The sequence below is a fragment of the Enterobacter sp. 168J2 genome, from assembly GCF_034107265.1.
GTDB lineage: Bacteria > Pseudomonadota > Gammaproteobacteria > Enterobacterales > Enterobacteriaceae > Enterobacter > Enterobacter nematophilus.
In genome coordinates this window covers 809039-834099 of the sequence record NZ_JAWNEB010000001.1, presented here as the reverse complement: position 1 = coordinate 834099, position 25061 = coordinate 809039, and the positions used below count along the sequence as shown (strand labels likewise).

Annotated in this window: 26 protein-coding genes and 2 tRNA genes; 18 read left to right on the top strand and 10 right to left on the bottom strand. The window is 55.6% G+C overall.

Features of this window, described 5'->3' with window-relative positions:
• Window positions 1-14: 14 nt before the first annotated feature.
• Entirely contained in the window at window positions 15-1139 is a 1125-nt protein-coding gene (anmK, locus tag USG84_RS04125; protein WP_151413261.1) for an anhydro-N-acetylmuramic acid kinase, read from the bottom strand.
• 245 nt (window positions 1140-1384) lie between these two features.
• On the opposite strand from anmK, the gene slyB reads away from it, so the two are divergent.
• Window positions 1385-1852: an outer membrane lipoprotein SlyB gene (gene slyB / locus USG84_RS04120; RefSeq protein ID WP_028012906.1), complete on the top strand. Its 468-nt coding sequence runs from the start codon at window positions 1385-1387 to the stop codon at window positions 1850-1852.
• 198 nt (window positions 1853-2050) lie between these two features.
• Window positions 2051-3412: an MASE4 domain-containing protein gene (locus USG84_RS04115; protein ID WP_151413260.1), complete on the top strand. Its 1362-nt coding sequence runs from the start codon at window positions 2051-2053 to the stop codon at window positions 3410-3412.
• 37 nt (window positions 3413-3449) lie between these two features.
• Here USG84_RS04115 and slyA read toward each other — a convergent pair whose 3' ends face one another.
• On the bottom strand, window positions 3450-3890 hold the full coding sequence (slyA, locus tag USG84_RS04110; RefSeq protein WP_021241135.1) for a transcriptional regulator SlyA: 441 nt from the start codon (window positions 3888-3890) through the stop codon (window positions 3450-3452).
• A gap of 186 nt (window positions 3891-4076) precedes the next feature.
• Here slyA and USG84_RS04105 point away from each other — a divergent pair, with 186 nt between their 5' ends.
• The 3 genes from USG84_RS04105 to USG84_RS04095 are packed head-to-tail and all read left to right on the top strand — an operon-like array spanning window position 4077 to window position 7209.
• A complete protein-coding gene (locus USG84_RS04105; protein ID WP_061098423.1) occupies window positions 4077-4313 on the top strand; it encodes a DUF1656 domain-containing protein in 237 nt (78 codons plus the stop codon).
• 2 nt (window positions 4314-4315) lie between these two features.
• Window positions 4316-5176 (top strand): efflux RND transporter periplasmic adaptor subunit, encoded by an 861-nt coding sequence (locus tag USG84_RS04100; RefSeq protein WP_253541715.1) that lies wholly within the window; start codon window positions 4316-4318, stop codon window positions 5174-5176.
• The gene (locus USG84_RS04095) at window positions 5176-7209 is read left to right on the top strand and encodes an FUSC family protein (RefSeq protein WP_253541712.1); all 2034 of its coding nucleotides are present in this window, start codon (window positions 5176-5178) and stop codon (window positions 7207-7209) included. Before USG84_RS04100 ends, USG84_RS04095 begins: the two co-directional genes overlap by 1 nt.
• Here USG84_RS04095 and sodC read toward each other — a convergent pair.
• The 3 genes from sodC to USG84_RS04080 all read right to left on the bottom strand — a co-directional run bounded on the left by sodC (window position 7188) and on the right by USG84_RS04080 (window position 8971).
• The gene (gene sodC / locus USG84_RS04090; protein ID WP_061098426.1) at window positions 7188-7706 is read right to left on the bottom strand and encodes a superoxide dismutase [Cu-Zn] SodC; all 519 of its coding nucleotides are present in this window, start codon (window positions 7704-7706) and stop codon (window positions 7188-7190) included. The genes USG84_RS04095 and sodC overlap by 22 nt on opposite strands.
• 80 nt (window positions 7707-7786) lie before the next feature.
• Window positions 7787-8683 (bottom strand): aldo/keto reductase, encoded by an 897-nt coding sequence (locus tag USG84_RS04085; protein WP_253541709.1) that lies wholly within the window; start codon window positions 8681-8683, stop codon window positions 7787-7789.
• Between the two features lie 48 nt (window positions 8684-8731).
• Complete coding sequence (locus USG84_RS04080) at window positions 8732-8971, bottom strand: DUF1289 domain-containing protein (RefSeq protein ID WP_061098428.1); 240 nt, start codon at window positions 8969-8971, stop codon at window positions 8732-8734.
• Between the two features lie 149 nt (window positions 8972-9120).
• Here USG84_RS04080 and eptA point away from each other — a divergent pair, with 149 nt between their 5' ends.
• The 5 genes from eptA (at window position 9121) to rnt (ending at window position 13792) form a co-directional block, all read left to right on the top strand.
• Complete coding sequence (gene eptA / locus USG84_RS04075; RefSeq protein ID WP_320738168.1) at window positions 9121-10746, top strand: phosphoethanolamine transferase EptA; 1626 nt, start codon at window positions 9121-9123, stop codon at window positions 10744-10746.
• 41 nt (window positions 10747-10787) lie between these two features.
• Window positions 10788-11387: a TetR/AcrR family transcriptional regulator gene (locus USG84_RS04070; protein ID WP_059355233.1), complete on the top strand. Its 600-nt coding sequence runs from the start codon at window positions 10788-10790 to the stop codon at window positions 11385-11387.
• 53 nt (window positions 11388-11440) lie between these two features.
• Window positions 11441-12538 (top strand): alkene reductase, encoded by a 1098-nt coding sequence (locus tag USG84_RS04065; RefSeq protein WP_151413259.1) that lies wholly within the window; start codon window positions 11441-11443, stop codon window positions 12536-12538.
• Window positions 12539-12638: 100 nt separating this feature from the next.
• The gene (gene gloA / locus USG84_RS04060) at window positions 12639-13046 is read left to right on the top strand and encodes a lactoylglutathione lyase (RefSeq protein ID WP_013096923.1); all 408 of its coding nucleotides are present in this window, start codon (window positions 12639-12641) and stop codon (window positions 13044-13046) included.
• 95 nt (window positions 13047-13141) lie between these two features.
• Window positions 13142-13792, top strand: coding sequence for a ribonuclease T (gene rnt / locus USG84_RS04055; protein WP_061098432.1), 651 nt, complete (start codon window positions 13142-13144; stop codon window positions 13790-13792).
• Between the two features lie 43 nt (window positions 13793-13835).
• Here the strand turns inward: rnt and grxD are convergent, their stop codons facing one another.
• A complete protein-coding gene (gene grxD, locus USG84_RS04050) occupies window positions 13836-14183 on the bottom strand; it encodes a monothiol glutaredoxin 4 (RefSeq protein WP_003832760.1) in 348 nt (115 codons plus the stop codon).
• 338 nt (window positions 14184-14521) lie between these two features.
• On the opposite strand from grxD, the gene USG84_RS04045 reads away from it, so the two are divergent.
• Both USG84_RS04045 and sodB read left to right on the top strand, forming a co-directional pair.
• Complete coding sequence (locus USG84_RS04045) at window positions 14522-15295, top strand: C40 family peptidase (protein ID WP_253541704.1); 774 nt, start codon at window positions 14522-14524, stop codon at window positions 15293-15295.
• Window positions 15296-15417: 122 nt separating this feature from the next.
• On the top strand, window positions 15418-15999 hold the full coding sequence (gene sodB, locus USG84_RS04040; RefSeq protein WP_061098434.1) for a superoxide dismutase [Fe]: 582 nt from the start codon (window positions 15418-15420) through the stop codon (window positions 15997-15999).
• Window positions 16000-16036: 37 nt separating this feature from the next.
• Here the strand turns inward: sodB and USG84_RS04035 are convergent, their stop codons facing one another.
• Both USG84_RS04035 and USG84_RS04030 read right to left on the bottom strand, forming a co-directional pair.
• Window positions 16037-17203, bottom strand: coding sequence for an MFS transporter (locus tag USG84_RS04035; protein ID WP_151413258.1), 1167 nt, complete (start codon window positions 17201-17203; stop codon window positions 16037-16039).
• A gap of 163 nt (window positions 17204-17366) precedes the next feature.
• A complete protein-coding gene (locus USG84_RS04030; protein WP_020688313.1) occupies window positions 17367-17456 on the bottom strand; it encodes a YnhF family membrane protein in 90 nt (29 codons plus the stop codon).
• 297 nt (window positions 17457-17753) lie between these two features.
• Between USG84_RS04030 and purR the strand changes: the two genes are divergently transcribed.
• On the top strand, window positions 17754-18779 hold the full coding sequence (gene purR, locus USG84_RS04025; RefSeq protein ID WP_008500597.1) for an HTH-type transcriptional repressor PurR: 1026 nt from the start codon (window positions 17754-17756) through the stop codon (window positions 18777-18779).
• Window positions 18780-18796: 17 nt separating this feature from the next.
• On the opposite strand, the gene punR is transcribed toward purR, so the two are convergent.
• On the bottom strand, window positions 18797-19708 hold the full coding sequence (punR, locus tag USG84_RS04020) for a DNA-binding transcriptional activator PunR (RefSeq protein ID WP_253541701.1): 912 nt from the start codon (window positions 19706-19708) through the stop codon (window positions 18797-18799).
• A gap of 114 nt (window positions 19709-19822) precedes the next feature.
• Between punR and punC the strand changes: the two genes are divergently transcribed.
• Window positions 19823-21022: a purine nucleoside transporter PunC gene (gene punC / locus USG84_RS04015; RefSeq protein ID WP_151413256.1), complete on the top strand. Its 1200-nt coding sequence runs from the start codon at window positions 19823-19825 to the stop codon at window positions 21020-21022.
• Window positions 21023-21320: 298 nt separating this feature from the next.
• Window positions 21321-22469 carry a cyclopropane fatty acyl phospholipid synthase gene (cfa, locus tag USG84_RS04010; RefSeq protein ID WP_253541698.1) on the top strand — a complete coding sequence of 383 codons (1149 nt, stop codon included), beginning with the start codon at window positions 21321-21323 and terminating at the stop codon, window positions 22467-22469.
• A 31-nt stretch (window positions 22470-22500) separates the two neighbouring features.
• Here cfa and USG84_RS04005 read toward each other — a convergent pair whose 3' ends face one another.
• Window positions 22501-23142 carry a riboflavin synthase subunit alpha gene (locus tag USG84_RS04005; RefSeq protein WP_320738167.1) on the bottom strand — a complete coding sequence of 214 codons (642 nt, stop codon included), beginning with the start codon at window positions 23140-23142 and terminating at the stop codon, window positions 22501-22503.
• Between the two features lie 225 nt (window positions 23143-23367).
• Here USG84_RS04005 and mdtK point away from each other — a divergent pair, with 225 nt between their 5' ends.
• From mdtK to USG84_RS03990, 3 genes are all read left to right on the top strand, one after another.
• A complete protein-coding gene (mdtK, locus tag USG84_RS04000) occupies window positions 23368-24741 on the top strand; it encodes an MdtK family multidrug efflux MATE transporter (protein WP_151413255.1) in 1374 nt (457 codons plus the stop codon).
• Window positions 24742-24894: 153 nt separating this feature from the next.
• Window positions 24895-24971, top strand: a tRNA-Val gene (locus USG84_RS03995).
• Window positions 24972-24975: 4 nt separating this feature from the next.
• Window positions 24976-25052, top strand: a tRNA-Val gene (locus tag USG84_RS03990).
• Window positions 25053-25061: the final 9 nt, after the last annotated feature.

Below are 25061 nucleotides of genomic sequence, written 5' to 3'. Positions count from 1 at the left end.
GCGCTGAATTTCAGTTAACTCTGATTATGACGAGGATTAGCCGGGAAAATCGCCCCGAGGACACTGGCCTCGCGCGCGCCGGTTACCGACGGCAAATTGCCCGGCAGCCCGGCGATGGTGCGCCAGGCAAGCCAGGCGAAAGCCAGCGCTTCCATATCATCACCGCTGATGCCGGCCTCGTCCGTCGTGGTCACCTCGGTGCCCGGCAGCAGCCCGGCAAGACGCGCCATCACCAGCGGGTTTCGGCTTCCCCCGCCGCACACCAGCAGGCGTTCGCAGCCGCCGCTGAGCAGCACTTGCTCAGAGATCGACACGGCCGTTAATTCTGCAAGCGTCGCCTGGACGTCCTGCGGGGCGAGAGCCGGGAACAGCGCCAGCTGGCGCTCAAGCCAGCCAAAGTTGAAGTATTCACGCCCCGTGCTTTTCGGCGCCGGTAAGGCAAAATAAGGGTCGCTGAGCATGGACTGCAGCAGCGGGAGAACCACTTTACCCTCGCTCGCCCAATCGGCGTTTTTATCATACGGTTGACCGCACTGCCGCCAGATCCAGGCATCCATTAACATATTTCCCGGACCGGTGTCGTAGCCGCGAACGGGCTGCCCCGGAATAAGCATCGAGAGGTTAGCAATCCCGCCAATGTTGAGCACCATGCGGCGTTCTGAAGGGTGCGCCAGCAACGCCTGATGGAAAGCAGGCACCAGCGGCGCGCCCTGGCCGCCAAGCGCAATATCGCGGCGACGAAAATCCCCGACGACCGTTACGCCGGTCTTCGCCACAATCTGGTTGTTATCGCCGATTTGCAACGTATGCGGCGCATCGCCCGTCGGCTCATGCCAGACGGTTTGTCCGTGACACCCGATGGCGACCACATCCTGGGGACGAAGATGTTCTTTTTGCATTAACGCCTGCACCGCATCCGCAAACAGCGCCCCCAGCCGAACATCAAGTTGACCAAGCTGGGAGAGGGTCAACTGCTGCCCCTGACAAATGCTCAGAATGTCCTCTTTCAGCGAAAGGGGGATTGGCCAGGTCAGGCTCGCCTGCTGTGCCACCATATGTTCGTCAATGGCGGCCAGAACGACATCTACCCCATCCAGACTGGTGCCCGACATCACACCAATGTAGCGACCCGATTTCATGCGCTTTCCTTACGTTGCGTGGGCTAAGGATATCCACTCAACCATAAACAGCGCTCCTTTGCCATCCGACGATAATATTTTTTAACAATGTCGCCGGGCGGATCCTGTTTATGTCTCGTTAAGTCAAATTCAAGTACAATTTTCTTATTGTTAGTGCAAAGATATGAACTATGGCCCTTTATGCCATATAATTTAGCCATAACGGATGCCTCCAGATAGGCGTTTTTGGTGAACAGGAGATTCAAATGATTGTACGTGTACTGGGCGTTTCGCTGATTGGTTTAACCCTGGCTGGCTGTGTGAACGACAGCTCGCTGTCTGGCGACGTTTACAGCGCTTCTGAAGCAAAACAGGTTCAGAGCGTGACTTACGGTACCGTTGTTAACGCCCGTCCTGTACAAATTCAGGGTGGTGATGAAAACAACGTGATGGGCGCAATCGGCGGTGCTGTACTGGGTGGTTTCCTGGGTAATACCGTTGGCGGTGGCACGGGCCGTTCTCTGGCGACCGCAGCGGGCGCTGTAGCGGGTGGCGTCGCGGGCCAGGGCGTTCAGGGCGCGATGAACAAAACCCAGGGCGTAGAGCTGGAAATTCGTAAGGACGACGGCAGCACCATTATGGTGGTTCAGAAACAGGGCAACACCCGCTTCTCCGCCGGTCAGCGCGTTGTGCTGGCAAGTAACGGCAGCCAGGTTACCGTTTCCCCGCGTTAATTAAAGATGGATGTGGTCATCCGGCCACATCCACTTACAAAATATATAATTCTCGTGAATATATTTACAATATATATTTATTCCATCTATTATTAATCCTGCCGTATATTGTTCCCGCGCAAAGTATTTATTGCTTTAATTGATTAGACTCTTCGCAACTACCTCACCCTATTTCATTTTAATTTTGTAAAACTTTATATGCTTGCGAATAGTCGTTCTGTCAAAGGTCGTTATATCTCGTTCTGTTTCGGTTGCGCTGTCGTCATCGGAATACTACAAGCTTTATTTGCGAAACTGGTGGAATGGGTTCCCTCCTTCTCACCCCTTTTGTTCCCTACGCTCACCATTTTTTTACTCGTGTTTCACCTGTTCATTGCCTGCTTTATGGCAATGAAATACTGGTGTGATAAGAGACGGCTTTATTTGATTGTCATCTCCTTTGCCTTTTCCGGTTCAGCATTACTGATGGTTGGAACGTTGACCAGCTTTCCGGCATGGCTGAACCTCTATCAGTTTAACGACGCGAACTACAACGATGCGATGATCTACTATATGTTCCGCCATCTCATAATGGCCGTCCTGATGATCGCTTCGGCATTACTCTATCCCTCCCGCAATCAGCCTTTTTCACGCTTAGCGCATATCTCGATCGTCAGTGGTGCATTTCTCTTTACCGCCTGTGGCGTGATGCTGGCGTGGATGTATTCCAGCCATTCCCCGTTTTTATCCCTCGATCTGGTCGATAATGAAACGCGGCAGTTTATGGTTCTCTGGAGCCACAGTATTAATATTTCATTAATTGTTCTCTGGGTGGTGACATTAGCTACGCTGATGTTTATTACGCGGGTGCGCAATCTTTTCTGGGTGGGAGGTAATTTTCTGTGTATCTGCTACGTCGTCACGCTCTCTATGCTGTTGGTGGGCGGGCACGCCGAAGATATATCGTGGTATCGTGCCCGGCTATTTGAAACCGTCGCGACGCTGATGATTATTTTCGTTCTGCTCTACGATGTCTTCAGGTTATACCGTGATTCCCATTTAAAGTATCAGCAATCGTATCAAAATTCGATTCGCGATCCGCTCACGCGCCTTTATAACCGCAGCTATTTTTACGAATCGTTAAACCAGGCGCTGGATATCGCCACATCCAGCCGCCCTGTTTCGGTTATCGTCAGCGATCTCGATCGCTTCAAACGCATCAACGACAACTATGGACACCTTCAGGGAGACAAAGTATTGCAGTTTGTCTCTAATCTTTTGATGGATTCCGTGCGCCCCCAGGATATCGCGGCGCGAATCGGCGGCGAAGAGTTTGTTCTGATGCTGGCAAATACCGCTGCCGAAGACGCCTACCAGGTGGCAGAACGCATTCGCTTGAAGCTGAGCAGTTTTGACAAAACCAGCAGTGAGGGTCAGTTACCGGAGCCGGTTACCATCAGCATGGGCGTGTTTACGGCAACCTCATCATCGGTCTCCGCAGAAGCGTGCGTAGAAAATGCCGATAAGGCGATGTATGAAGCGAAAGAGACAGGCCGTAACCGCGTCGTTGTCTTCAAGTAAAAATCAGGCCTTGCGGATGCAAGGCCTTGTTGTCCGGTCAGTCGCGAGACTGTAGCTCGTGGATGTTTTGCTCAAGCCGCGCAATGAGGCTGATGAGCATTTCAAGCTCCGCCGGGGAAACCCCTGAAAGGATTTCACCGCGGGTTTTGGTAATTACAGCTTCCATTTCAGTGATGATGGGAGCCGCTTTCTCCGTCAGCTTAATCCGCTTGGCGCGACGATCGCTGGCGCAGGTTTGCCGGGAGATAAGTCCCTTCTCTTCCAGTTGGTCAAGCGTGCGCACCAGCGACGGTTGCTCAATGCCTATCGCTTTAGCCAGTTGAATTTGTGACTGGTCGGGCGGCAGCTGATGAATGTTGTGCAACGTGACCCAATGCGTCTGCGTCAGTTCCAGAGGTTTCAGGCGATGGTCAATCAGAGCACGCCAGACGCGTACCAACCTTGCCAGATCAGAACCTAATGGCGATTCCAATTTCATCTCCTTATAATTAGCTTGCTAAGTTATTATACTGATTTTAGAATAGTGTGCAGCATTTGTAATGGCAAAACAAATGCAATACTGCATTCATCTAATTCAAAAGTATGACTTACACTGATTTGTGATGCTTCTTCATACTAAGACAAGCCAACGCGGCATTCTGTTCACTGCAAAGGATTTCTGCCTGTGATCTTTTTTCATCGCCCAGAGGGTTTACCCCTTCAGGATCTGATCTTCGGTGCGTCAGTCTACTTTCCTCCTCTGTTTAAAGCCGTGCTGGTGGGCTTTATTCTGTGGCTCATCGCGCATCGCCTGCTTCGCGACTGGATGTACTCCGGCGAAATCTGGCATCCCATGCTGATGGATCTTTCCCTGTTTGCCCTCTCCGTATGCCTTGGCCTTGCTGTTCTGATCGTGTGGTGAATATGCCTCTGAAAACGCTGAAGTACTTTTCCACCCTGTTCGTCCTTGTCCTTGCCGTGGTCGCTGGCTGGTGGTTGTGGAATTATTATATGCAGTCCCCATGGACCCGTGACGGCAAAGTTCGCGCTGAGCAGGTCAGCATCACCCCCCAGGTGTCGGGAAGTATTACAACGCTGCTGGTTAAGGATAACCAGCTCGTTAAAAAGGGAGAGGTGTTATTCCGCATCGACGACACCCCGTACCACATTGCGATTCTGAACGCCCAGGCGCAGCTGGCAAAAGCCCAGTCTGACTTAGCGAAGGCCAATAACGAGGCCAATCGCCGCCGTCACCTGTCGAAAAACTACATCTCCGCGGAAGATTTAGATACCGCCAATATCAACGTCAAGGCCATGCAGGCGAGCGTCAACGTGGCTGAGGCGACGCTGAAGCAGGCGCAGTGGGAGCTAACCCAAACTGTGATTACCGCCCCCGTCGACGGATGGGTGACCAACCTCTCCGCCCGTGTGGGGAATTATGCCACCGCCGGTCAGCCTGTTTTTGCCCTCGTCGATAGCCACTCCTTCTACGTAGTGGGCTATTTCGAAGAGACCAAGCTTCGTCATATACGTGAAGGCGCACCCGCCGCCATAACGCTTTACAGCGGCTCGAAAAAGTTACAGGGTCACGTTTCCAGCATTGGCCGCGCCATTTACGATCAAAGCGTTGAAACGGATTCCGGGCTGGTGCCGGACATCAAGCCGAACGTACCGTGGGTGCGCCTGGCTCAACGCGTGCCTGTGCGCGTGGAGTTTGACCGTTTACCCGAGGACATCACGCTGGTTTCCGGCACCACCTGCACTGTCTCCATCGGAACCCGTTAATGAAGCTACAGGCGCTCTCCTGGCAAAACACGCCGTGGATGAAAGCGACGCGCCCCCAGTGGCGCTACGCGCTGCGTAACGGCATTGCCATGTGCCTGGCGCTGACCGTCGCCTATTACCTGAACCTGGATGAGCCCTACTGGGCGATGACCTCTGCGGCGGTGGTAAGCTTCCCTACCGTTGGCGGGGTGATCAGCAAAAGCCTTGGCCGTATCGCAGGTAGCCTGCTGGGTGCCACCGCGGCGTTAATAATCGCGGGCCACACGCTGAACGATCCGTGGCTGTTCCTGCTGAGCATGGCGGCATGGCTGGGTTGCTGTACCTGGGCCTGCGCCCATTTCACCAATAACGTGGCCTATGCTTTCCAGCTGGCGGGCTATACCGCCGCCATTATCGCCTTTCCGGTCGTCAACGTGCTCGACACCACCGAGCTATGGGATATCGCGCAGGCGCGCGTCTGCGAAGTGATTGTCGGGATCCTCTGCGGCGGATTTATGATGATGGTCCAGCCCAGCACTTCCGACGGCACAGCGCTTATCACTGCGCTGAAAACCATGCATACCCGGCTGCTGGAACACGCGAGCCTGCTGTGGCAACCGGATACCAGCGACGACATCAGACTCGCGCATGAAAAGGTTATCGGGCAGATCCTGACCATGAATCTGTTACGTATTCAGGCGTTCTGGAGCCATTACCGTTTTCGCCGTCAGAACACGCTGCTTAACTATTTACTGCACCAGCAGCTGCGCATGACCAGCGCTATCTCCAGCCTGCGCCGGATGCTGCTCAACTGGCCGACGCCGCCGGAAAACACCCGCGCCGTAATCGAAACCCTGCTCGCGGCGCTCGCGCGCCCGGATGCGGACATCTACACCGTCGCGAGGATCATCGCCCCGCTCGCCCCGGTGGATGAGTATGATTATCGCCATCGCGCCTTCTGGCAGCGGCTGAATTACTTTTGTCGGCTATATCTGCGCAGCAGCCGCTGGATTAAGGCGGTAGAGAATGCCACCCCGGTCACGGAGTTTAACGTTCCCGGCAGCCCGGCTCTCGCACGTCACACCGATTATCTGGAAGCGCTGTGGAGCGGTTTTCGCACCTTCTGCGCGCTGATGCTGGTGGGGGCGTGGAGCATCACCACGCAGTGGGAGTCCGGTTCGGCGGCCTTAACGCTTGCCGCTATCAGCTGCGTGCTTTACTCCGTCGCGGCCTCACCGTTTAACTCGCTTACGCTGCTGCTGCGAACGCTGGTTTTGCTGTCACTGTTCAGTTTTGTGGTGAAGTTTGGCCTGATGGTGCAGATAATCGATCTCTGGCAGTTTCTGCTGTTCCTGTTTCCGCTATTAACTACGATGCAGCTCCTTAAGCTGCAAATGCCGAAACTGGCGGGTCTGTGGGGGCAGCTGATTGTCTTTATGGGCTCGTTTATCTCCGTGACGAATCCGCCGGTGTATGATTACGCCGATTTTCTGAATGACAACCTGGCAAAAATCCTTGGCGTGGGGCTGGCGTGGCTGGCCTTCGCGGTGTTGCGTCCCGGCTCTGACGCACGTAAAAGCCGTCGACATATTCGTGAATTGCGTAGAGGGTTTGTCGACCAGCTCAGCCGCAAGCCGGATCTGCAAGAAAGCGAGTATGAGTCGCTGGTTTATCACCACGTCAGCCAGTTAAATAACAGCCAGGACGCGCTCTCCCGACGCTGGCTGCTGCGCTGGGGCGTGGTGCTGTTGAACTGCTCGCACGTGGTCTGGCAGCTTCGCGCGTGGGAAACGCGATCCGATCCGCTCTCGCAGGTACGTGATGTTTGCATCTCTCTGCTACGCGATGTGATGAGCGAGCGCGGCGTTCAGCAGCGGCCTCTGGAGGCCACGCTGGCTGAACTGCAGCGGATCTGCGACACCCTTGCACGGCACCATCTTCCCGCAGCCCGCGATTTGGCCTCGATAATCTGGCGCCTGCACTGCTCGCTGTCGCAGCTGGAACAGGCGCCGTCGCCTGGAACGATTGGGGATCAGATTACGCCGCAGGCATAGCGCGCCCCGCCGCCGCCAAGCGGTTTAGGCCGATCGGACATGTTATCGCCGCCCACATGGATCATCAGCGCTTTGCCTTTGACCTCATCCAGCTTTTTCAGCCGCGGAGCCACGACCGGATCCGTGGCTTTACCATCATTGTTTACCACCAGCACCGGCAAGTCGCCCAGGTGTCCCATACCTTCAGGCCCTTCATGTTTACCTGAATTCTGCGGATCGAGGTGGCCCCCTGCTGCTTCCGCTGCCGACGGTTTACCCTCTTTCATGGCTGGCTGACAGCTCCCCTTGGCATGAACGTGGAAGCCGTGTTCACCCGGCGGGAGTGCTTTAAGATCGGGTGCGAATTCCAGCCCTTTATCGGTCTCAGTGATTTTCACCGTACCGATGGACTGACCCACACCCTGTGAGGTGACGAGATTCATTTCTACTTCGTCGCTGGCTGCCTGCGCCCCTGCGCAAACAACCAGCGTGACCAATGCCAGAGTAAAACGCTTCATATGACCTCCGCGGGTTATTTTTTGCCCCTTAAGTGTATACCAGGGGCACAGATTTCACCGGAAAGTCACCTTATTGCGGTTTATGGCACGTCGTAACCCAGCGCGGCCTTGCGGATGCGGAACCACTGCTGGCGGGTCATCTGCAGCTCTTCGGCGGCCAGTGCGGAACGGACGCGTTCAATCTTCCCGGAGCCAATGATCGGCAGCGGTTTTGACGGCAGACGCAGGATCCAGGCATAAACCACCTGCTCTATGCTCTCCGCGTTCAGCTCGCGGGCGATGGTTTCCAGCTCATTGCGCAGCGGCTGGAACGCATCATCATTGAACAGGCGTCCACCGCCGAGGCACGACCAGGCCATCGGGCGAATGCGCAGCTGCTGCAGCTGGTCGAGCGTACCGTCCAGCAGCAGCGGCTGATGAACCGGGGAGATCTCAACCTGGTTGGTGGCGAGCGTAAACGGCAGACGAGACTGGAGCAGCGCAAACTGGGCCGGGGTAAAGTTGGAGACGCCGAAGTGACGCACCTTCCCGCTCTGATGCAGGCTCAGGAAGGCTTCCGCCACCTCGTCGGCATCCATGAGCGGGTCCGGACGGTGAATCAGCAGCAGGTCGATACGATCGGTTGCCAGATTGACCAGCGACTGCTCGGCGCTCTTGATGATATGGGCGCTGTCGGTGATGTAGTGACCGAGGGCATGCTCCGGTTTGGCCGTGGTGGCAATACCACATTTCGTGACGATCTCCATGCGATCCCGGAGTGCCGGAACCAGCTTGAGCGCCTCGCCAAAGGCGGCTTCACACTGATAGCCACCGTAAATATCCGCATGATCGACGGTTGTTACCCCTAAATCGATATGCTCTTCAATAAAGCTTGCCAGCTGGAGGGGGGACATATTCCAGTCCATCAGGCGCCAGTAGCCCATCACAAAACGGGAGAATTCTGGCCCCTGGGGGGCAAGGGTAATTCGCTGAACCATAACATTTTCCTCAAGGACGTGATGTCATGAGTATACGCAATTACCGCATTAAAACAGTGAAGGTTGCTGGGGTTCTTCGGTCTCAGCGGCTTTGTTTGCGCGGATTTTGCGCAGAAGCCGCTGTCTGCAGAGGCGTAACACCTCCTGCTTTTGCGTGTCGCTGAAGCTTTGCCAGTTAAAACGCTCGTCACGGGTACGCATGCACCCGCGGCAATAACCGCGTTCATCTGACTGACAAATCCCCCGGCACGGGCTCTGGATGGGGAAAAACTCCAGCTGCTCTGCCACACTCACCTCCGGTTAACCGCTCTCACCTACAGTGAAGACGCTAAAAGCGCCGCGTGCAAGGGCTTTACCACAGTTTTGTGGCATTAAGGTTTCACTAATCTTCCCTCTCTATACTCGCCACATCATGACAATGACAGGTTTACCGATCGATGTGGTTAAGTAAAAAGTTACAGTGTAACGATATTAAATTCACTTTGGGCTGTGCACTCTTCTTCACGCTGCTAAACGGGCTGTTTATTCAGCGCAGCTGGGCCATTATTGCTCCTGCTCATCTGCACGACATTCTCTTCGCCGCATCCGTGCCGGTGGTGCTGTTTTGTGGCTGGGTGATAGTTTTTAGCCTGCTCAATATCCCGTATATCCGTAAGCCGCTGCTGATCGTATTAACTGTCGGGTGCGCTGCGGCAACGTATTTTATGTTTACCTTCGGCGCGGTCATCGATCAGAACATGATTGTGAACGTGTTCGAAACTAACTCCCAGGAAGCCACCGCGCTGGTGACCCCGCAGATGATTCTGTGGATTGTCATAACCGGTCTTGTTCCATCCCTGGTGCTGGCGCTGACCCGCATTCGTACCGGCAAATGGTGGTACGCCCTGCTGACGCGCGTTGCCGCGATGCTCGGTGCCCTGTTGGTGATTATTCTTATCGCCGCGGTGTTTTATAAAGATTACGCGTCGCTGTTCCGCAATAATAAAAGCATCGTCAAAATGGTCACCCCGGCGAACTACGTCAGCGCCGTGGTGAAATACAGCAAGATGCGCTGGTTTGCCGGCGATCAAACGCTGGTGCGGATTGGCGAAGATGCGCACAAAGGCGCGCTGATTACGGGTCAGCAGAAGAAAACCGTTCTGGTGCTGGTCATCGGCGAAGCGTCGCGCGCGGCGAACTACTCACTCAATGGCTACGGGCGTGAAACCAACCCCGAGCTGAAAAAGCAGGATGTGATTAACTTCCCCCAGGCCTCCTCGTGCGGGACTGAAACCGCCGTTTCCGTGCCCTGCATGTTCTCCGGCATGACGCGCAGCAAATACGATGCCGATCTGGCGCACCATCAGGAAGGGCTGCTCGACGTGCTCAAGCATGCGGGTTTCAACCTCCTGTGGCGCGACAACGACGGCGGCTGTAAAGGCGCCTGCGATCGTATTCCCCATACCGACATGACGCAGTGGAAGCTGGACCAGTTCTGCAAAGACCAGTCCTGTATTGATGACGTAAACTTCTACCGCCTGGACAACGTGCTGGACGGTCTGAAGCAGGACACGGTGCTGGTTATCCACCTGATGGGCAGCCACGGTCCGGCGTACTACCGCCGTTACCCGGATAATTTCCGTAAATTCACCCCCACCTGCGACACCAACGAAATTCAGGATTGCGATCATCAGGCGCTGATGAACACCTATGACAATACCATCCTGTATACCGACAGCATGGTCAGCAAAACCATTGACGCGCTGAAGGCCCGACAGGCGAACATGAACACCGCGCTGATCTACCTCTCGGATCACGGGGAATCGCTCGGTGAAAGCGGTATTTATCTGCACGGCACGCCGTACATGCTGGCGCCGGAGCAGCAGACGCACATTCCGTTTATGTTCTGGCTCTCCCCGGACTATGCGAAAAACTTCGGCATCAACGAGCAGTGTTTACGCGACCACGCAGCAAAAAATGCGGTTTCGCAGGACAATTTATTCTCAACGGTGCTGGGCATGATGGACGTTAAATCAAGCGTTTATCAGCAACAGCTGGACATTCTGAACGCGTGTCGCCGGTAACAGCGCTTGCATTAGACCGAACGGTCTATTAGAGTGAATCCATGAGCAGAAATACTGAACACGATACCCGCGAACATCTCCTGGCGACCGGCGAGCGGCTGTGCATGCACCGCGGCTTCACCGGTATGGGGTTGAGCGAGCTATTAAAAACCGCTGAGGTACCGAAGGGGTCGTTCTATCACTACTTCCGGTCCAAAGAGGCTTTTGGCGTGGCGATGCTGGAGCGGCACTATGCTGCTTACCACCAGCGCCTCGCAACCCACTTCGCCACGGGGGAAGGTAACTATCGGGATCGTGTTCTGAACTACTATCAGGAAACGCTGAACCAGTTCTGTCAGCAGGGCATTATCAGCGGATGCCTGACGGTTAAACTCTCTGCCGAAGTGTGCGATCTCTCAGAAGATATGCGCACGGCAATGGATAAAGGCGCCAGCGGCGTTATCGCCCTGCTGGCGCAGGCGCTGGCGAAGGGGCGCGAAGAAAATACGCTCGCCTTCCCCGGCGATCCCTTAACGCAGGCTCAGGTGCTCTACTCCCTCTGGTTAGGCGCCAACCTGCAGGCTAAAATTTCTCGCAGTGCCGTGCCGCTCGAAAGCGCGCTGGCGCATGTGAAAAGTACGATTACTGCGCCTGGCGCTTAGCAGGCGTTTTTATTTCCGTTATTACTAGTCGACTGGTCTACTCAGGAGTCGTTATGTCAGCTGAAAAATTATTTACCCCCTTAAAAGTGGGTGCCGTCACCGCGCCAAACCGCGTGTTTATGGCTCCGCTTACCCGTCTGCGCAGCATTGAGCCGGGTGATATCCCAACCCCACTGATGGGTGAATACTATCGTCAGCGCGCCAGCTCTGGCCTGATCATCACCGAAGCCACGCAGATTTCTGCTCAGGCCAAAGGATATGCGGGTGCGCCGGGGCTGCACAGCCCGGAGCAGATCGCCGCATGGCAGAAAATCACCGCGGGCGTTCACGCTGAAGACGGCCGCATTGCGGTCCAGCTGTGGCATACCGGTCGTATCTCCCACAGCAGCATTCAGCCTGGCGGTCAGGCGCCGGTTTCAGCGTCTGCCCTGAACGCGAACACCCGCACCTCCCTGCGCGATGAAAACGGCAACGCGATCCGCGTCGACACCTCTACGCCACGCGCGCTGGAGCTGGACGAGATCCCGGGTATCGTGAACGATTTCCGTCAGGCCGTGGCCAACGCCCGCGAAGCCGGTTTTGACCTGGTTGAGCTGCACTCCGCGCACGGTTACCTGCTGCACCAGTTCCTGTCACCGTCGTCTAACCATCGCACCGACCAGTACGGCGGCAGCGTCGAAAACCGCGCCCGCCTGGTGCTGGAAGTGGTTGACGCCGTATGCAAGGAGTGGAGCCCAGACCGTATCGGTATCCGCGTCTCCCCAATCGGTACGTTCCAGAACGTCGACAACGGTCCGAATGAAGAAGCGGACGCGCTGTATCTGATTGAAGAGCTGGCGAAACGCGGCATTGCCTATCTGCACATGTCCGAGCCGGACTGGGCAGGCGGTAAGCCTTATACGGAAGCCTTCCGTCAGAAAGTACGCGAGCGCTTCCACGGGGTGATCATCGGTGCGGGTGCTTATACTCCGGAGAAAGCCGAAGACCTGATTAATAAAGGGCTGATCGACGCCGTGGCGTTTGGCCGCGACTATATCGCCAACCCGGATCTGGTTGCGCGTCTGCAGCAGAAAGCGGCCCTGAACCCGCAGCGTCCTGAGAGCTTCTACGGCGGAGGCGCGGAAGGCTACACCGACTACCCTTCTCTGTAATCTCGCCATTGTTCATTGATAGCGGCGACACTTCGCCGCTATAATAAAACATCGTTTCTGTTCAAAAAGATACTCTACTCCATTGGTTAATGAGGAAATTATGCGCCTACTTCACACCATGCTGCGCGTTGGCGATCTGCAACGTTCTATCGATTTCTACACTAACGTCCTGGGCATGAAGCTGCTGCGCACCAGCGAAAACCCGGAATACAAATACTCGCTGGCGTTCGTGGGCTACGGCCCGGAAACGGATGAAGCGGTCATCGAACTGACCTACAACTGGGGCGTGGACAGCTATGAGCTGGGTACGGCTTACGGCCATATCGCGCTGGAAGTGGACAACGCTGCCGAAGCGTGTGAACGCATCCGCAGCAACGGCGGTAACGTCACGCGCGAAGCCGGCCCGGTAAAAGGCGGCACCACCGTGATTGCGTTTGTGGAAGATCCGGACGGTTACAAGATCGAGCTGATTGAAGCCAAAGACGCGGGTCGCGGTCTGGGCAACTGATCCCTCAGGGCGCAACATGCGCCCGTAGTTTTACTGCATCACCCTGCAAAATTTGCCATAATGCGCACTGCTTTTTCCCCTTGTAAGAGACCCTGATGTCCGATAACGCTCAATTTAGCGGTCTGTGCGACCGTTTTCGTGGTTTTTATCCCGTTGTCATTGATGTTGAAACAGCCGGATTTAACGCTAAAACCGATGCGCTGCTCGAAATTGCCGCCATCACGCTGAAGATGGATGAACAGGGCTGGCTTACACCGGACACCACGCTGCATTTCCACGTTGAACCTTTCGAAGGGGCAAACTTACAGCCGGAGGCGCTGGCGTTTAACGGTATCGATCCGCATAACCCGCTGCGTGGGGCAGTCAGTGAATATGATGCGCTGCACGCCATTTTTAAAATGGTGCGTAAAGGCATGAAAGAGAGCAACTGCAGCCGCGCCATCATGGTAGCCCATAACGCCACCTTCGATCACAGCTTTACCATGGCCGCAGCCGAACGCGCGTCGCTCAAACGCAACCCTTTCCACCCGTTCGTGACCTTCGACACCGCCGCGCTGAGCGGCCTGGCGCTGGGACAAACGGTTTTATCCAAAGCCTGCATTACGGCGGGTATACCGTTTGACGGCACCCAGGCGCACTCCGCCTTATACGACACGGAGCGCACCGCGGAGCTGTTCTGTGAGATCGTCAACCGCTGGAAGCGTCTGGGAGGCTGGCCGCTGCCGATGGGCGACAGTGAAGAATAAAAAAAGCGACCTTATCAGGTCGCTTTTTTATTAACGCAGATAATTACTCAGCGTCCGGCTCTTCGGTTTTGTACTTCGCCGCCGTCTCTTTGATCAGCTGCTGCAGTTCGCCACGCTGATACATCTCAATCAGGATATCGCAGCCGCCCACCAGCTCGCCGTCTACCCACAGCTGCGGGAAGGTCGGCCAGTTAGCGTATTTTGGCAGCTCAGCGCGGATGTCCGGGTTCTGCAGGATATCAACGTAAGCAAAACGCTCACCACAGGCCGACAGCGCCTGAACCGCTTGCGCGGAGAAGCCGCAGCTTGGCAGCTTCGGAGAACCTTTCATATACAGCAGAATCGGGTTTTCAGCGATCTGGCGCTGGATTTTTTCAATAGTGGTGCTCATGTCTTGCTTCCTTTAACTTCTGTTACGGCAGTAGTCTGACATTGTAGCGGGTCAGGCTGGCATCGGAAAATAACATTTTCGTCACGTTTATATATTTTACCCCGACTCCACAAAAGTTGCATTGCAAATGACGTTTACCCCTTCGCCCGTCAGGGTTTTGCTTAGGGAGTGAACAATTGTGCGACAGAACGATGAATTTTTTTGCACTTGCTAACGAAACACGTTTTTAGATTGAAAAATGCTATTAACTTATCGGGTTTTTATGGATTAGAATCGACGGGCTTTGTAAATCACACGCGGGTATTATTGATGACCTGCATATATCAGGGGACTGCCCAGTGGCGCGGATAACTAAAATCTCGATCACGCTCTGTGCTTTACTGTTTACATCACTCACGTTAACGCCAGCGGCAAACGCCTCTCAGCAGGCGCGGCAATCTGCTGTACAAAAAAGCCATCTGGTAAAAGCCACAGAACGTAAGAAAAAAACCACCACGAAGAACGTCAAGAAAAAAACCACCGCTCAGACTAAACAAACCGCTTCCAGCAAAACGAAAACAAAATCTTCCCGCACTACCCGCACCGCCAAAAATAAAGCTTCGCAGACCGCCGCTAACCTCATTACAGAAAAGTGCATTACCCGCAAAGGCCATAAAGCAAAATGCACGAAGGTAACGAAGCTGGCGGACGTGCATAAAGTGCGTGTGCAAAAAGCGCAAAAAACCGCGATGAATAAACTGATGGGGCAGATTGGCAAACCTTATCGCTGGGGCGGAAGCTCACCGCGTACCGGTTTCGACTGCAGCGGCCTCGTCTATTACGCCTATAAAGATCTGGTTAAATTCCGTATTCCACGTACCGCCAATGAGATGTATCACCTGCGCGATGCGTCGCCGGTTAACCGGGGTGAGCTGGAAAACGGCGATCTGGTCTTCTTCCGCACGCAGGGTCGCGGTACGGCTGACCACGTGGGCGTCTATGTCGGCAACGGGAAATTCATCCAGTCTCCGCGCAGCGGTCAGGACATTCAGATCACCTCGCTCAGCGAAGATTACTGGGTACGTCATTACGTTGGCGCGCGTCGCGTCATGACGCCAAAAACCATTCGTTAATCCCTGCCCTGCCGCATCGGCGGCAGGGTAAGTTCCTCTTTTGCATACCCTTTCAATTTGCTATCCTGTCCTTGTTGTCTGTAGGGTTATTGGCAACACAAAATACAATAAGGAGAGAAGCAATGTCGTTCGAATTACCTGCACTACCGTATGCAAAAGACGCCCTGGCACCGCACATTTCTGCGGAAACCCTGGAATATCACTACGGCAAGCATCATCAGACGTACGTCACTAACCTGAACAACCTCATCAAGGGCACCGGTTTTGAAGGCAAAACGCTGGAAGAGATCGTTCGCAGCTCAGAGGGTGGCGTTTTTAACAACGCGGCTCAGGTGTGGAACCACACTTTCTACTGGCACTGCCTGGCGCCGAATGCCGGCGGCGAACCTGCCGGTGAACTGGCAGCCGCCATCAACGCCGCCTTTGGCAGCTTTGCGGAGTTTAAAGCGAAGTTTACCGATGCAGCCATCAAGAACTTCGGTTCTGGCTGGACGTGGCTGGTAAAAGAGGCGGATGGCAAACTGGCTATCGTATCCACGTCTAACGCGGGCACCCCGCTGACCACCAGCGCTACGCCGCTGATGACCGTGGACGTGTGGGAGCATGCTTACTACATTGATTACCGCAACGCGCGCCCGAACTATCTGGAGCACTTCTGGGCTCTGGTTAACTGGGACTTTGTCGCGAAGAACTTCGCCGCGTAAGAGACACGCAGAAGGGGCAACCCTTCTGCGTTTTTGCTTATTCAGCCGTGCAAACCGCTTCTGGCTGTTTACGGCCGGACATCATTACCAGCAGCAGGCCAAGCGCGGCAATAATCGCCCCCATCACCGGCACAAAACTGTACCCCAGACCGCCTGAAATCACGGCGCCTCCGGCGGCAGCACCCAGCGCATTGCCGAGATTGAACGCCCCGATATTCACGGAAGACGAGAGGCCCGGGGCCTCATGGGCGACGCGCATCACGCGCATCTGCAGCGGCGGCACCACGGCAAAGGTAGCGGCTCCCCAGACGACCATCGCAATCGCCGCGCCGAACTCATTCCGCGCCAGCCACGGGATGGCGACCATAATGACAATCAGCAGGGTTAAAAAGCCCTTCAGCGTGCCGCTCACGGAACGGTCGGCAAATTTTCCGCCGAGATAGTTGCCAATCGAGAAGCCGACGCCAATCAGCACCAGCATCGCGGTAACGAAGAGAGGCGTTGCGTGAGTAATATCGTGCAGCACCGGTGAAATGTAGGTGTAGAGAGTGAACATCGCCCCTGCCCCCAGCACCGTGGTGAGCAGCGCGGAGAGTACCTGCGGGCGCATCAGCACCGCCAGCTCTTTACGCACTTCCGGACGTTCTCCGGCGCTGCCTTTCGGCAGGGAGAAGAACAACGCCACCATCGCGACCACGCCCAGCCCGGCCGTTGCCAGGAAAGACATACGCCAGCCGATCGCTTCACCCAGCCAGGTCGCCGCCGGTACGCCGCCGATGTTGGCAATCGTCAGCCCCATAAACATGGTCGCCACGGCGCTTGCCTGCTTGTGTTTTGGCACCACGCTTGCGGCCACGACCGATCCCAGCCCAAAGAACGCGCCGTGGTTGAGGCTGGTCAGAATGCGCGACAGCATCAGGGTAGTGTAGTCCGGCGAAATGGCCGAAAGCACGTTGCCCAGGGTGAAAATCGCCATCAGGAAAATCAGCGCATTGCGGCGCGCGCGGTGCGAAAGCAGAAGCGTCATCAGCGGCGCCCCCACCATCACGCCGATGGCGTAGGCGCTGATTAACATCCCGGCGGCCGGGATCGAGACGTCCACGCCCCGGGCGATGACAGGCAGTAACCCCATCGGGGAGAATTCAGTGGTGCCAATCCCAAAAGCGCCAATCGCCAGGGCCAGCAGGGGAAAATTGATTTTCATGCGTCAACTCCGGATGCCGTGTCATGTAGTGACACAGAACAAAGAAGCGGAAAGCATGACATCAATCACAAAAAATGAGAAGTTAACAAAATGGCAAAAGATTTTTGCCAGGGAAGTAACAATCGGGACGTTCGGGAGGGAGAAGGCTCTCCCCCCGCGTAAATCAGTGCAGCGCAGCCGTCAGGCCAGCCGCCACAATCAGCGCCAGCACAATAACGGTGGTGAACAGCGAAAACTTCAGATCGGAACTCATCAATTTTTCTCCTTTTAATCCCCCCACGAAAAGTGAGCTTGCTCATTTTTGCACAGTTTACGTCAAAAATCTTCCATGATTTAAGCTGATAAACACTTTACCTCTTCCCCTTTTCATCAAGATAGGCCAAAATTCCACGCTAAATTTATTAGCGTACCGGCCATTGACCCCCTCCTGACGTCCCGTGTCGTTTTCCTGGCGTGCCGCAATCCAAAATTGCGTGATAAGGGTGAGAGAAGGCAAACGTTTACCTTCAAGTTTTTCAGGAGCTTAGGATATGGTCTGGAGTGACATTTAATGGCAACAATTAAAGACGTAGCAAAACGCGCAAACGTTTCCACTACAACCGTATCACATGTAATTAACAAAACCCGCTTTGTGGCGGAAGAGACGCGCAACGCCGTCTGGGCAGCAATTAAAGAGCTGCACTACTCCCCGAGCGCGGTTGCGCGCAGCCTCAAGGTTAACCACACCAAGTCTATTGGTCTGCTGGCGACCAGCAGCGAAGCGGCCTATTTTGCCGAGATCATTGAAGCGGTAGAGAAAAACTGCTTCCAGAAAGGCTATACCCTGATTCTCGGCAACGCCTGGAACAGCATTGAAAAACAGCGCGCCTACCTGTCGATGATGGCGCAAAAGCGCGTGGATGGCCTGCTGGTGATGTGCTCTGAGTACCCGGAATCCGTGCTGTCGATGCTGGAAGAGTATCGCCATATCCCTATGGTGGTGATGGACTGGGGCGAAGCGCGCGCGGATTTCACCGATTCGGTTATCGATAACGCCTTCGAAGGCGGTTATATGGCGGGCCGTTATCTGATCGAACGCGGCCACCGCGAGATTGGCGTGATCCCGGGTCCGCTGGAACGCAACACCGGCGCGGGCCGCCTGGCCGGCTTTATGAAAGCGATGGAAGAAGCGCTGATTACCGTGCCGGAAAACTGGATCGTGCAGGGTGACTTCGAGCCGGAATCAGGCTACCGCGCGATGCAGCAGATCGTCTCTCAGCCGCACCGTCCAACCGCCGTCTTCTGCGGGGGGGACATCATGGCAATGGGCGCGCTCTGCGCTGCCGACGAGCTGGGCCTGCGCGTCCCGCAGGATATTTCCGTGATCGGGTATGACAACGTGCGCAACGCGCGCTTCTTCACGCCAGCGCTGACCACCATTCACCAGCCGAAAGATTCGCTGGGTGAAACCGCCTTCAATATGCTGCTGGACAGGATCGTCAACAAGCGTGAAGAGTCGCAGTCCATTGAAGTTCACCCTCGCCTCATCGAACGCCGTTCCGTTGCGGATGGTCCGTTCCGCGACTATCGTCGTTAATCTCATTGCGGAGCCAGTCAGTCTGGCTCCCGCAGCCACTCCCGGTTAAGCGTTTCGCTGTCCCCCAGATATTCCAGAAGCCAGGCCATGGCGGGCGAGACATCATTTTGTTGCCAGGTGAGGCAGCAGGCCGCATCCGGGAACGGGTTCTCCAGCGTCAGCTCAACCCACTCGCCGGTGTCGATGCGCGGACGCGCAAAATGAACGGGCACCATCGCAACGCAGAGCCCGGCGCTGAGGCACGTCGCCGACGATTCCCAGTCAGGGGCCACCACCCGCCGCTGGTTATCTAAAAGCCAGGTAATACGCTTAGGCAGCGAGCGGGAGGTATCCTCCAGCACCAGCGACGGCCAGCTGCGCAGCGTATCGTCGCTCAGCGGCCCTTCCATCTTCGCCAGCGGATGATCGCTTGCCACCACGCATTTCCAGCTCAGCATGCCCATATCGCGAAAGGCGTAACGTCCACCGACCGGGATCGCCTGGGTCGCACCAATCGCCATCTCTGCCCTGCCGTCCGCCAGCGCATCCCAGACGCCGTTGAATACCTCCTGCGAGACGCGCAGCTCGACGTCAGAAAAATGACGGTAGAAATCGACAATCATCTGCCGGGTACGCTCGGGCTTAACGATGTTATCCACCGCGATGGAAAGGTGTCCCCGCCAGCCGTTCGCGATCTGCTGGCACTGCTCGCGGGTGATCTGCATTTTTTTGATAACAGAACGCCCTTCCTTCAAAAACCACGCCCCTGCGGGCGTTAATTCCACATCACGATGCCGCCGTTCAAACAGCGGAACCGCCAGCCACTCCTCAAGCTGTCGCACCGTATAGCTGATGGCCGAAGGGACGCGGTGCAACTCCTGCGCCGCCCCGCTAAAGCTGCCGTTACGCGCGACAGCATCGACCACTTCAAGAGAATAATCTGACCACATTTTCTGCCTGCAAAAAATTTGAATGCACCCGCCAAATATTAGCGTTTCACAAGCGGCTTTGCACTCCCTACACTCAGCGCCAACGTATACCTGCCTCCTCAGGAGAATAAAACAGTGCAACCCAGGAAAGGTTTTTTAGTCTGGCTCGGCGGCTTAAGCGTGCTGGGCTTTTTGGCCACCGATATGTACCTGCCGGCTTTCGCCGCCATGCAGGAAGATTTGCAAACCCCTGCCGCCGCCATCAGCGCCAGCCTGAGTTTGTTCCTCGCCGGTTTTGCCTTCGCGCAGCTGCTCTGGGGACCGCTCTCGGATCGCTTTGGGCGTAAACCGGTGTTGCTGCTGGGGCTGGCCATTTTTGCCGTGGGCTGCCTGGGGATGCTATGGGTGCGCGATGCCACCTGGCTGCTGGTGCTGCGGTTTGTTCAGGCGGTCGGCGTCTGTGCCGCGGCCGTGACCTGGCAGGCGCTGGTCACCGACTACTACCCGGCGAACCGCACAAACCGTATTTTCGCCACCATTATGCCGCTGGTGGGGCTCTCACCGGCCCTCGCCCCGCTGCTGGGCAGCTGGATCCTCGCGCATTTCGACTGGCAGGCCATCTTCGCCACGCTGTTTGCCATTACGCTGGTGCTGATGCTGCCGGCGTTCGCCCTCAAGCCCGCGCATAAAAAAGAGGCGCACGCAGACGCGAAGCCGATTACCTTCACCTCCCTGCTGAGCGCTAAGGCGTATCGCGGCAACGTTCTGATCTATGCCGCCTGCTCGGCGAGCTTCTTCGCGTGGCTCACAGGTTCGCCGTTCATTCTGCACGATATGGGCTACAGCCCTGCGGCCATCGGCCTGAGCTACGTTCCGCAGACCATCGCGTTCCTGGTGGGCGGTTACGGCTGTCGCGCGGCGCTGCAAAAATGGGAAGGTCAGCAGATGCTGCCGTGGCTGCTGGTGCTCTATGCGCTGAGCGTCATCGGCACCTGGGCCGTTGGCTTTATTCCGGGCGCAGGTCTGGCCGAAATATTGATTCCATTCTGCGTGATGGCCATCGCGAACGGGGCGATTTACCCTATCGTTGTGGCGCAGGCGCTGCGTCCGTTCCCGCAGGCGACAGGCCGCGCGGCTGCGCTGCAGAACACCCTGCAGCTGGGGCTGTGCTTCCTCGCAAGCCTGGTGGTCTCCGCGCTGATTGCCACGCCGCTGCTGACGACGACCAGCGTGATGCTGGTTACCGTCGCGCTGGCGGCGTTGGGTTATCGCATGCAGGCCGCCGCGCAGCGCGCGCAGGATAAGAGCACGCAGGTGGAAACCTCGCATGCCTAATCGCGCCAGAAACTATGTTAATTTTCAGTGATTAGGTTGCTAAGAATTTTCTATTGAATCACCAAATTTTGAGGCCTATACTAAATTTGGCTCGATTAAATACGATAAATATTAAGTGTTAACGGGAGCCGGAGCGCTCCCGTTTTACCATGGAAGGCATTTCGGCAAGGGTTATCTCCCTTCCTCTGTTCTACGTCGGATACTAGCCTCGCGGTATTTACCGTGAGATTTCTCACAAACCAAAAAAAGCGTCTACGCTGTTTTAAGGTTCTGATCACAGTAGGGTGATGGAGAAGCTATGAGTTCATCGTGTATAGAAGAAGTCAGCGTTCCGGACGATAACTGGTCCCGGATCGTCAGTGAACTGTTGGGACGTGCGGGCATTACAATTAATGGCTCATCCCCCTCCGATCCTCAGGTTAAACATCCCGATTTTTTCAAACGCGTGTTGCGGGAAGGTTCGTTAGGCCTGGGAGAAAGCTATATGGACGGCTGGTGGGAATGCGAACGGCTGGATACTTTTTTCGCCAGCGTGCTGCGTGCCGGTCTGGAAAAACAGCTCCCCCGCAATCTAAAAGACACCCTGCGTGTCGCCTCTGCCCGTCTGTTTAACCTGCAAAGTAAAAAACGCGCCTGGATCGTCGGCAAAGAGCATTACGATCTCGGCAACGATCTGTTCAGCCGCATGCTGGACCCCTTCATGCAATACTCCTGCGCCTACTGGAAAGAGGCGTCGACGCTTGAAGAGGCTCAGCAGGCCAAGCTGCGCCTGATTAGCGAGAAATTGCAGCTTCAGCCCGGCATGCGCGTGCTGGATATCGGCTGCGGCTGGGGCGGGCTGGCCTATTTTATGGCGAAGCACTACGGCGTCAGCGTGGTCGGCGTCACCATTTCCGCTGAACAGCAAAAAATGGCGCAGGCGCGCTGCCAGGGGCTGGATGTTGATATCCGGCTGCAGGATTACCGTGACCTGAACGAACAGTTTGACCGCATCGTTTCCGTGGGCATGTTTGAGCACGTCGGGCCGAAAAACTACGACACCTATTTCGAGGTGGTTGACCGTAATCTGACACCGGAAGGCATCTTCCTGCTGCACACCATCGGCTCTAAGCGGACCGACAATAACGTCGACCCGTGGATCAACAAATACATCTTTCCGAATGGCTGTTTACCGTCCGTTCGCCAGATTGCCAACGCCAGCGAATCCCATTTTGTGATGGAAGACTGGCATAACTTCGGAGCGGATTATGACACCACGTTAATGGCATGGCATGCACGTTTTCAGGAAGCCTGGCCTGAAATTGCGGACAACTATTCTGAACGATTCAAGCGGATGTTTAGCTATTATCTGAACGCCTGCGCGGGGGCGTTTCGCGCGCGCGATATTCAGCTCTGGCAGGTTGTTTTCAGCCGTGGGATTGAACACGGATTGCGGGTCGCACGCTAAAAAAATAACCCCGGACAGCCGGGGTTATTTTTTATTCTTCTTCTACAGCGTTAATTATTGCGGCTTCTTTTGCGGCCAGCACGCGCTCAACGATATCGACAACCGCCTGGGTTTGCGGATCGATTTCGATATTCACGCGATGCCCCAGTTTTTTCGAACCCAGCGTGGTGCGCTGCAGCGTCTCGGGAATTAAATGCACGCAAAAACGGGTTGGCGTCACTTCTCCAACCGTCAGACTAATCCCATCAATGCCAATAAATCCTTTATAGAGGATGTATTTCATTAATGAAGGATCCTGCACTTTAAACCAGATTTGACGGTTATTTTCCGACGTCACGATTTTCGCCACTTCGGCGGTGGTCATGATATGCCCGGACATCAGATGGCCGCCAATCTCATCGCTGAACTTCGCCGCCCGCTCAACGTTGACGGTGTCCCCCACCACCAGCTCGCCCAGGTTGGTAATACGCAGCGTCTCTTTCATTAAATCAAAGCTAATCTGGTTGCCATTAATTTCGGTGACGGTCAGGCAGCAGCCGTTATGGGCAACCGAGGCGCCGGTTTCAATGCCATCAAGCATATATTCCGGCAGCTCTACAACATGAGTACGAAAATTAGGTTTTTCATCAATGGACACCACCTTGGCGGTGCCCTGCACAATACCAGTAAACATGCTTACAACTCCTGTTTTTTCCGGACGGTGGTGACACCGTTTAATCCCACCACAATAACAGTTGGAAAAACAGGTTGCCAGCGGAGCGCATTTTCTGGCGATTTTTTCACTAGATAAATAGCTAAAGCCCGCTACAATAGCTGGCACCCCCCTGCATTTTCTTCTTGCTGCCAGTTACGGCGGCTTTTTTAGTCTCTCATATAACTACAAAATAAAGGTGTTCACGTGCAGAAGTACATGAATGAAGCGCGCCAGTTATTGGCACTGGCTATACCAGTGATCGTCGCGCAGGTGGCCCAGACCGCAATGGGATTTGTGGATACGGTAATGGCGGGTGGCTACAGCGCCACCGATATGGCGGCCGTTGCCATCGGCACGTCAATCTGGCTGCCGGCCATCCTGTTCGGCCACGGTCTGCTGCTCGCCCTCACGCCGGTTATCGCTCAGCTTAATGGCTCGGGTCGTCGCGAGCGTATTGCCCATCAGGTCCGCCAGGGTTTCTGGCTGGCAGGGTTTGTTTCCGTGCTGATTATGGTCGTGCTCTGGAACGCGGGCCATATCATCCGCGCTATGCACAATATTGACCCGGCGCTGGCAGATAAAGCCGTGGGCTATCTGCGCGCCCTGCTCTGGGGTGCGCCTGGCTACCTCTTCTTCCAGGTGGCACGTAACCAGTGTGAAGGACTGGCGAAAACCAAGCCCGGCATGGTGATGGGCTTTATCGGCCTGCTGGTGAATATTCCAGTGAACTATGTCTTTATCTACGGTCATTTCGGCATGCCGGAGCTGGGCGGCGTCGGCTGCGGCGTGGCGACGGCTGCGGTTTACTGGGTAATGTTCTTCAGTATGATCGCCTATGTGAAACGCGCCCGTTCAATGCGCGATATTCGCAACGCAAACAGATTCAGCACGCCGGACTGGAGCATCATGACGCGTCTGGTACAGCTAGGCTTGCCGATCGCGCTGGCCCTGTTCTTTGAGGTGACGCTCTTTGCCGTGGTTGCCCTGCTGGTCTCCCCGCTGGGGATTGTTAACGTCGCCGGACACCAGATTGCGCTCAACTTTAGCTCCCTGATGTTCGTCCTGCCGATGTCGCTCGCGGCGGCGGTGACGATTCGCGTTGGCTTCCGCCTGGGACAGGGCTCCACCCTGGATGCGCAAACGGCCGCGCGGACCGGGCTGGGCGTCGGCGTCTGTATGGCCATCTGCACGGCACTGTTTACGGTGGCGCTGCGCGAACAGATCGCCCTGCTCTATAACGACAACCCGGACGTGGTGGCGCTGGCCTCGCACCTGATGCTGCTGGCTGCGGTATATCAAATTTCTGACTCCATCCAGGTGATTGGCAGCGGCGTATTGCGCGGATATAAAGACACGCGTTCGATCTTCTTTATTACCTTTATCGCCTACTGGGTGCTGGGTCTGCCGGCTGGCTACGTGTTGGCGCTGACCGATCTGGTCGTTGATCGCATGGGGCCAGCCGGATTCTGGATGGGCTTTATTATCGGACTGACGTCGGCGGCGATCATGATGATGATGCGCATGCGCTTCCTGCAGCGCCAGCCGTCAACGGTAATTTTGCAGCGCGCTGCGCGTTAAATATGCAGTAGCCGCCCGCTGGCGGCTACTTTCTCTTCACTTTGCGCGGTAATGAAGCAATCGCGTGAAATCAGAGAGAAAAATGCATTTTCCCTCTTGCCACCTCGGTGCTGTGCCGCTAATATTCGTCCCCGTTGTCACCGACAACACGTTGCGTTCATAGCTCAGTTGGTTAGAGCACCACCTTGACATGGTGGGGGTCGTTGGTTCGAGTCCAATTGAACGCACCATTCTGCGTCCGTAGCTCAGTTGGTTAGAGCACCACCTTGACATGGTGGGGGTCGGTGGTTCGAGTCCACTCGGACGCACCATTTCAGTCC

Bases quoted from the DNA above. Each gene is read 5' to 3' on its own strand.
- grxD (WP_003832760.1), bottom strand. From the start codon at position 14,183: ATGAGCACCACTATTGAAAAAATCCAGCGCCAGATCGCTGAAAACCCG.
- sodC (WP_061098426.1), bottom strand. From the start codon at position 7,706: ATGAAGCGTTTTACTCTGGCATTGGTCACGCTGGTTGTTTGCGCAGGG.
- gloA (WP_013096923.1), top strand. From the start codon at position 12,639: ATGCGCCTACTTCACACCATGCTGCGCGTTGGCGATCTGCAACGTTCT.
- sodB (WP_061098434.1), top strand. From the start codon at position 15,418: ATGTCGTTCGAATTACCTGCACTACCGTATGCAAAAGACGCCCTGGCA.
- USG84_RS04085 (WP_253541709.1), bottom strand. From the start codon at position 8,683: ATGGTTCAGCGAATTACCCTTGCCCCCCAGGGGCCAGAATTCTCCCGT.
- USG84_RS04065 (WP_151413259.1), top strand. From the start codon at position 11,441: ATGTCAGCTGAAAAATTATTTACCCCCTTAAAAGTGGGTGCCGTCACC.
- USG84_RS04100 (WP_253541715.1), top strand. From the start codon at position 4,316: ATGCCTCTGAAAACGCTGAAGTACTTTTCCACCCTGTTCGTCCTTGTC.
- eptA (WP_320738168.1), top strand. From the start codon at position 9,121: ATGTGGTTAAGTAAAAAGTTACAGTGTAACGATATTAAATTCACTTTG.
- cfa (WP_253541698.1), top strand. From the start codon at position 21,321: ATGAGTTCATCGTGTATAGAAGAAGTCAGCGTTCCGGACGATAACTGG.
- slyB (WP_028012906.1), top strand. From the start codon at position 1,385: ATGATTGTACGTGTACTGGGCGTTTCGCTGATTGGTTTAACCCTGGCT.
- USG84_RS04115 (WP_151413260.1), top strand. From the start codon at position 2,051: ATGCTTGCGAATAGTCGTTCTGTCAAAGGTCGTTATATCTCGTTCTGT.
- rnt (WP_061098432.1), top strand. From the start codon at position 13,142: ATGTCCGATAACGCTCAATTTAGCGGTCTGTGCGACCGTTTTCGTGGT.
- purR (WP_008500597.1), top strand. From the start codon at position 17,754: ATGGCAACAATTAAAGACGTAGCAAAACGCGCAAACGTTTCCACTACA.
- USG84_RS04035 (WP_151413258.1), bottom strand. From the start codon at position 17,203: ATGAAAATCAATTTTCCCCTGCTGGCCCTGGCGATTGGCGCTTTTGGG.
- USG84_RS04005 (WP_320738167.1), bottom strand. From the start codon at position 23,142: ATGTTTACTGGTATTGTGCAGGGCACCGCCAAGGTGGTGTCCATTGAT.
- USG84_RS04030 (WP_020688313.1), bottom strand. From the start codon at position 17,456: ATGAGTTCCGATCTGAAGTTTTCGCTGTTCACCACCGTTATTGTGCTG.
- slyA (WP_021241135.1), bottom strand. From the start codon at position 3,890: ATGAAATTGGAATCGCCATTAGGTTCTGATCTGGCAAGGTTGGTACGC.
- USG84_RS04070 (WP_059355233.1), top strand. From the start codon at position 10,788: ATGAGCAGAAATACTGAACACGATACCCGCGAACATCTCCTGGCGACC.
- USG84_RS04095 (WP_253541712.1), top strand. From the start codon at position 5,176: ATGAAGCTACAGGCGCTCTCCTGGCAAAACACGCCGTGGATGAAAGCG.
- punR (WP_253541701.1), bottom strand. From the start codon at position 19,708: ATGTGGTCAGATTATTCTCTTGAAGTGGTCGATGCTGTCGCGCGTAAC.
- anmK (WP_151413261.1), bottom strand. From the start codon at position 1,139: ATGAAATCGGGTCGCTACATTGGTGTGATGTCGGGCACCAGTCTGGAT.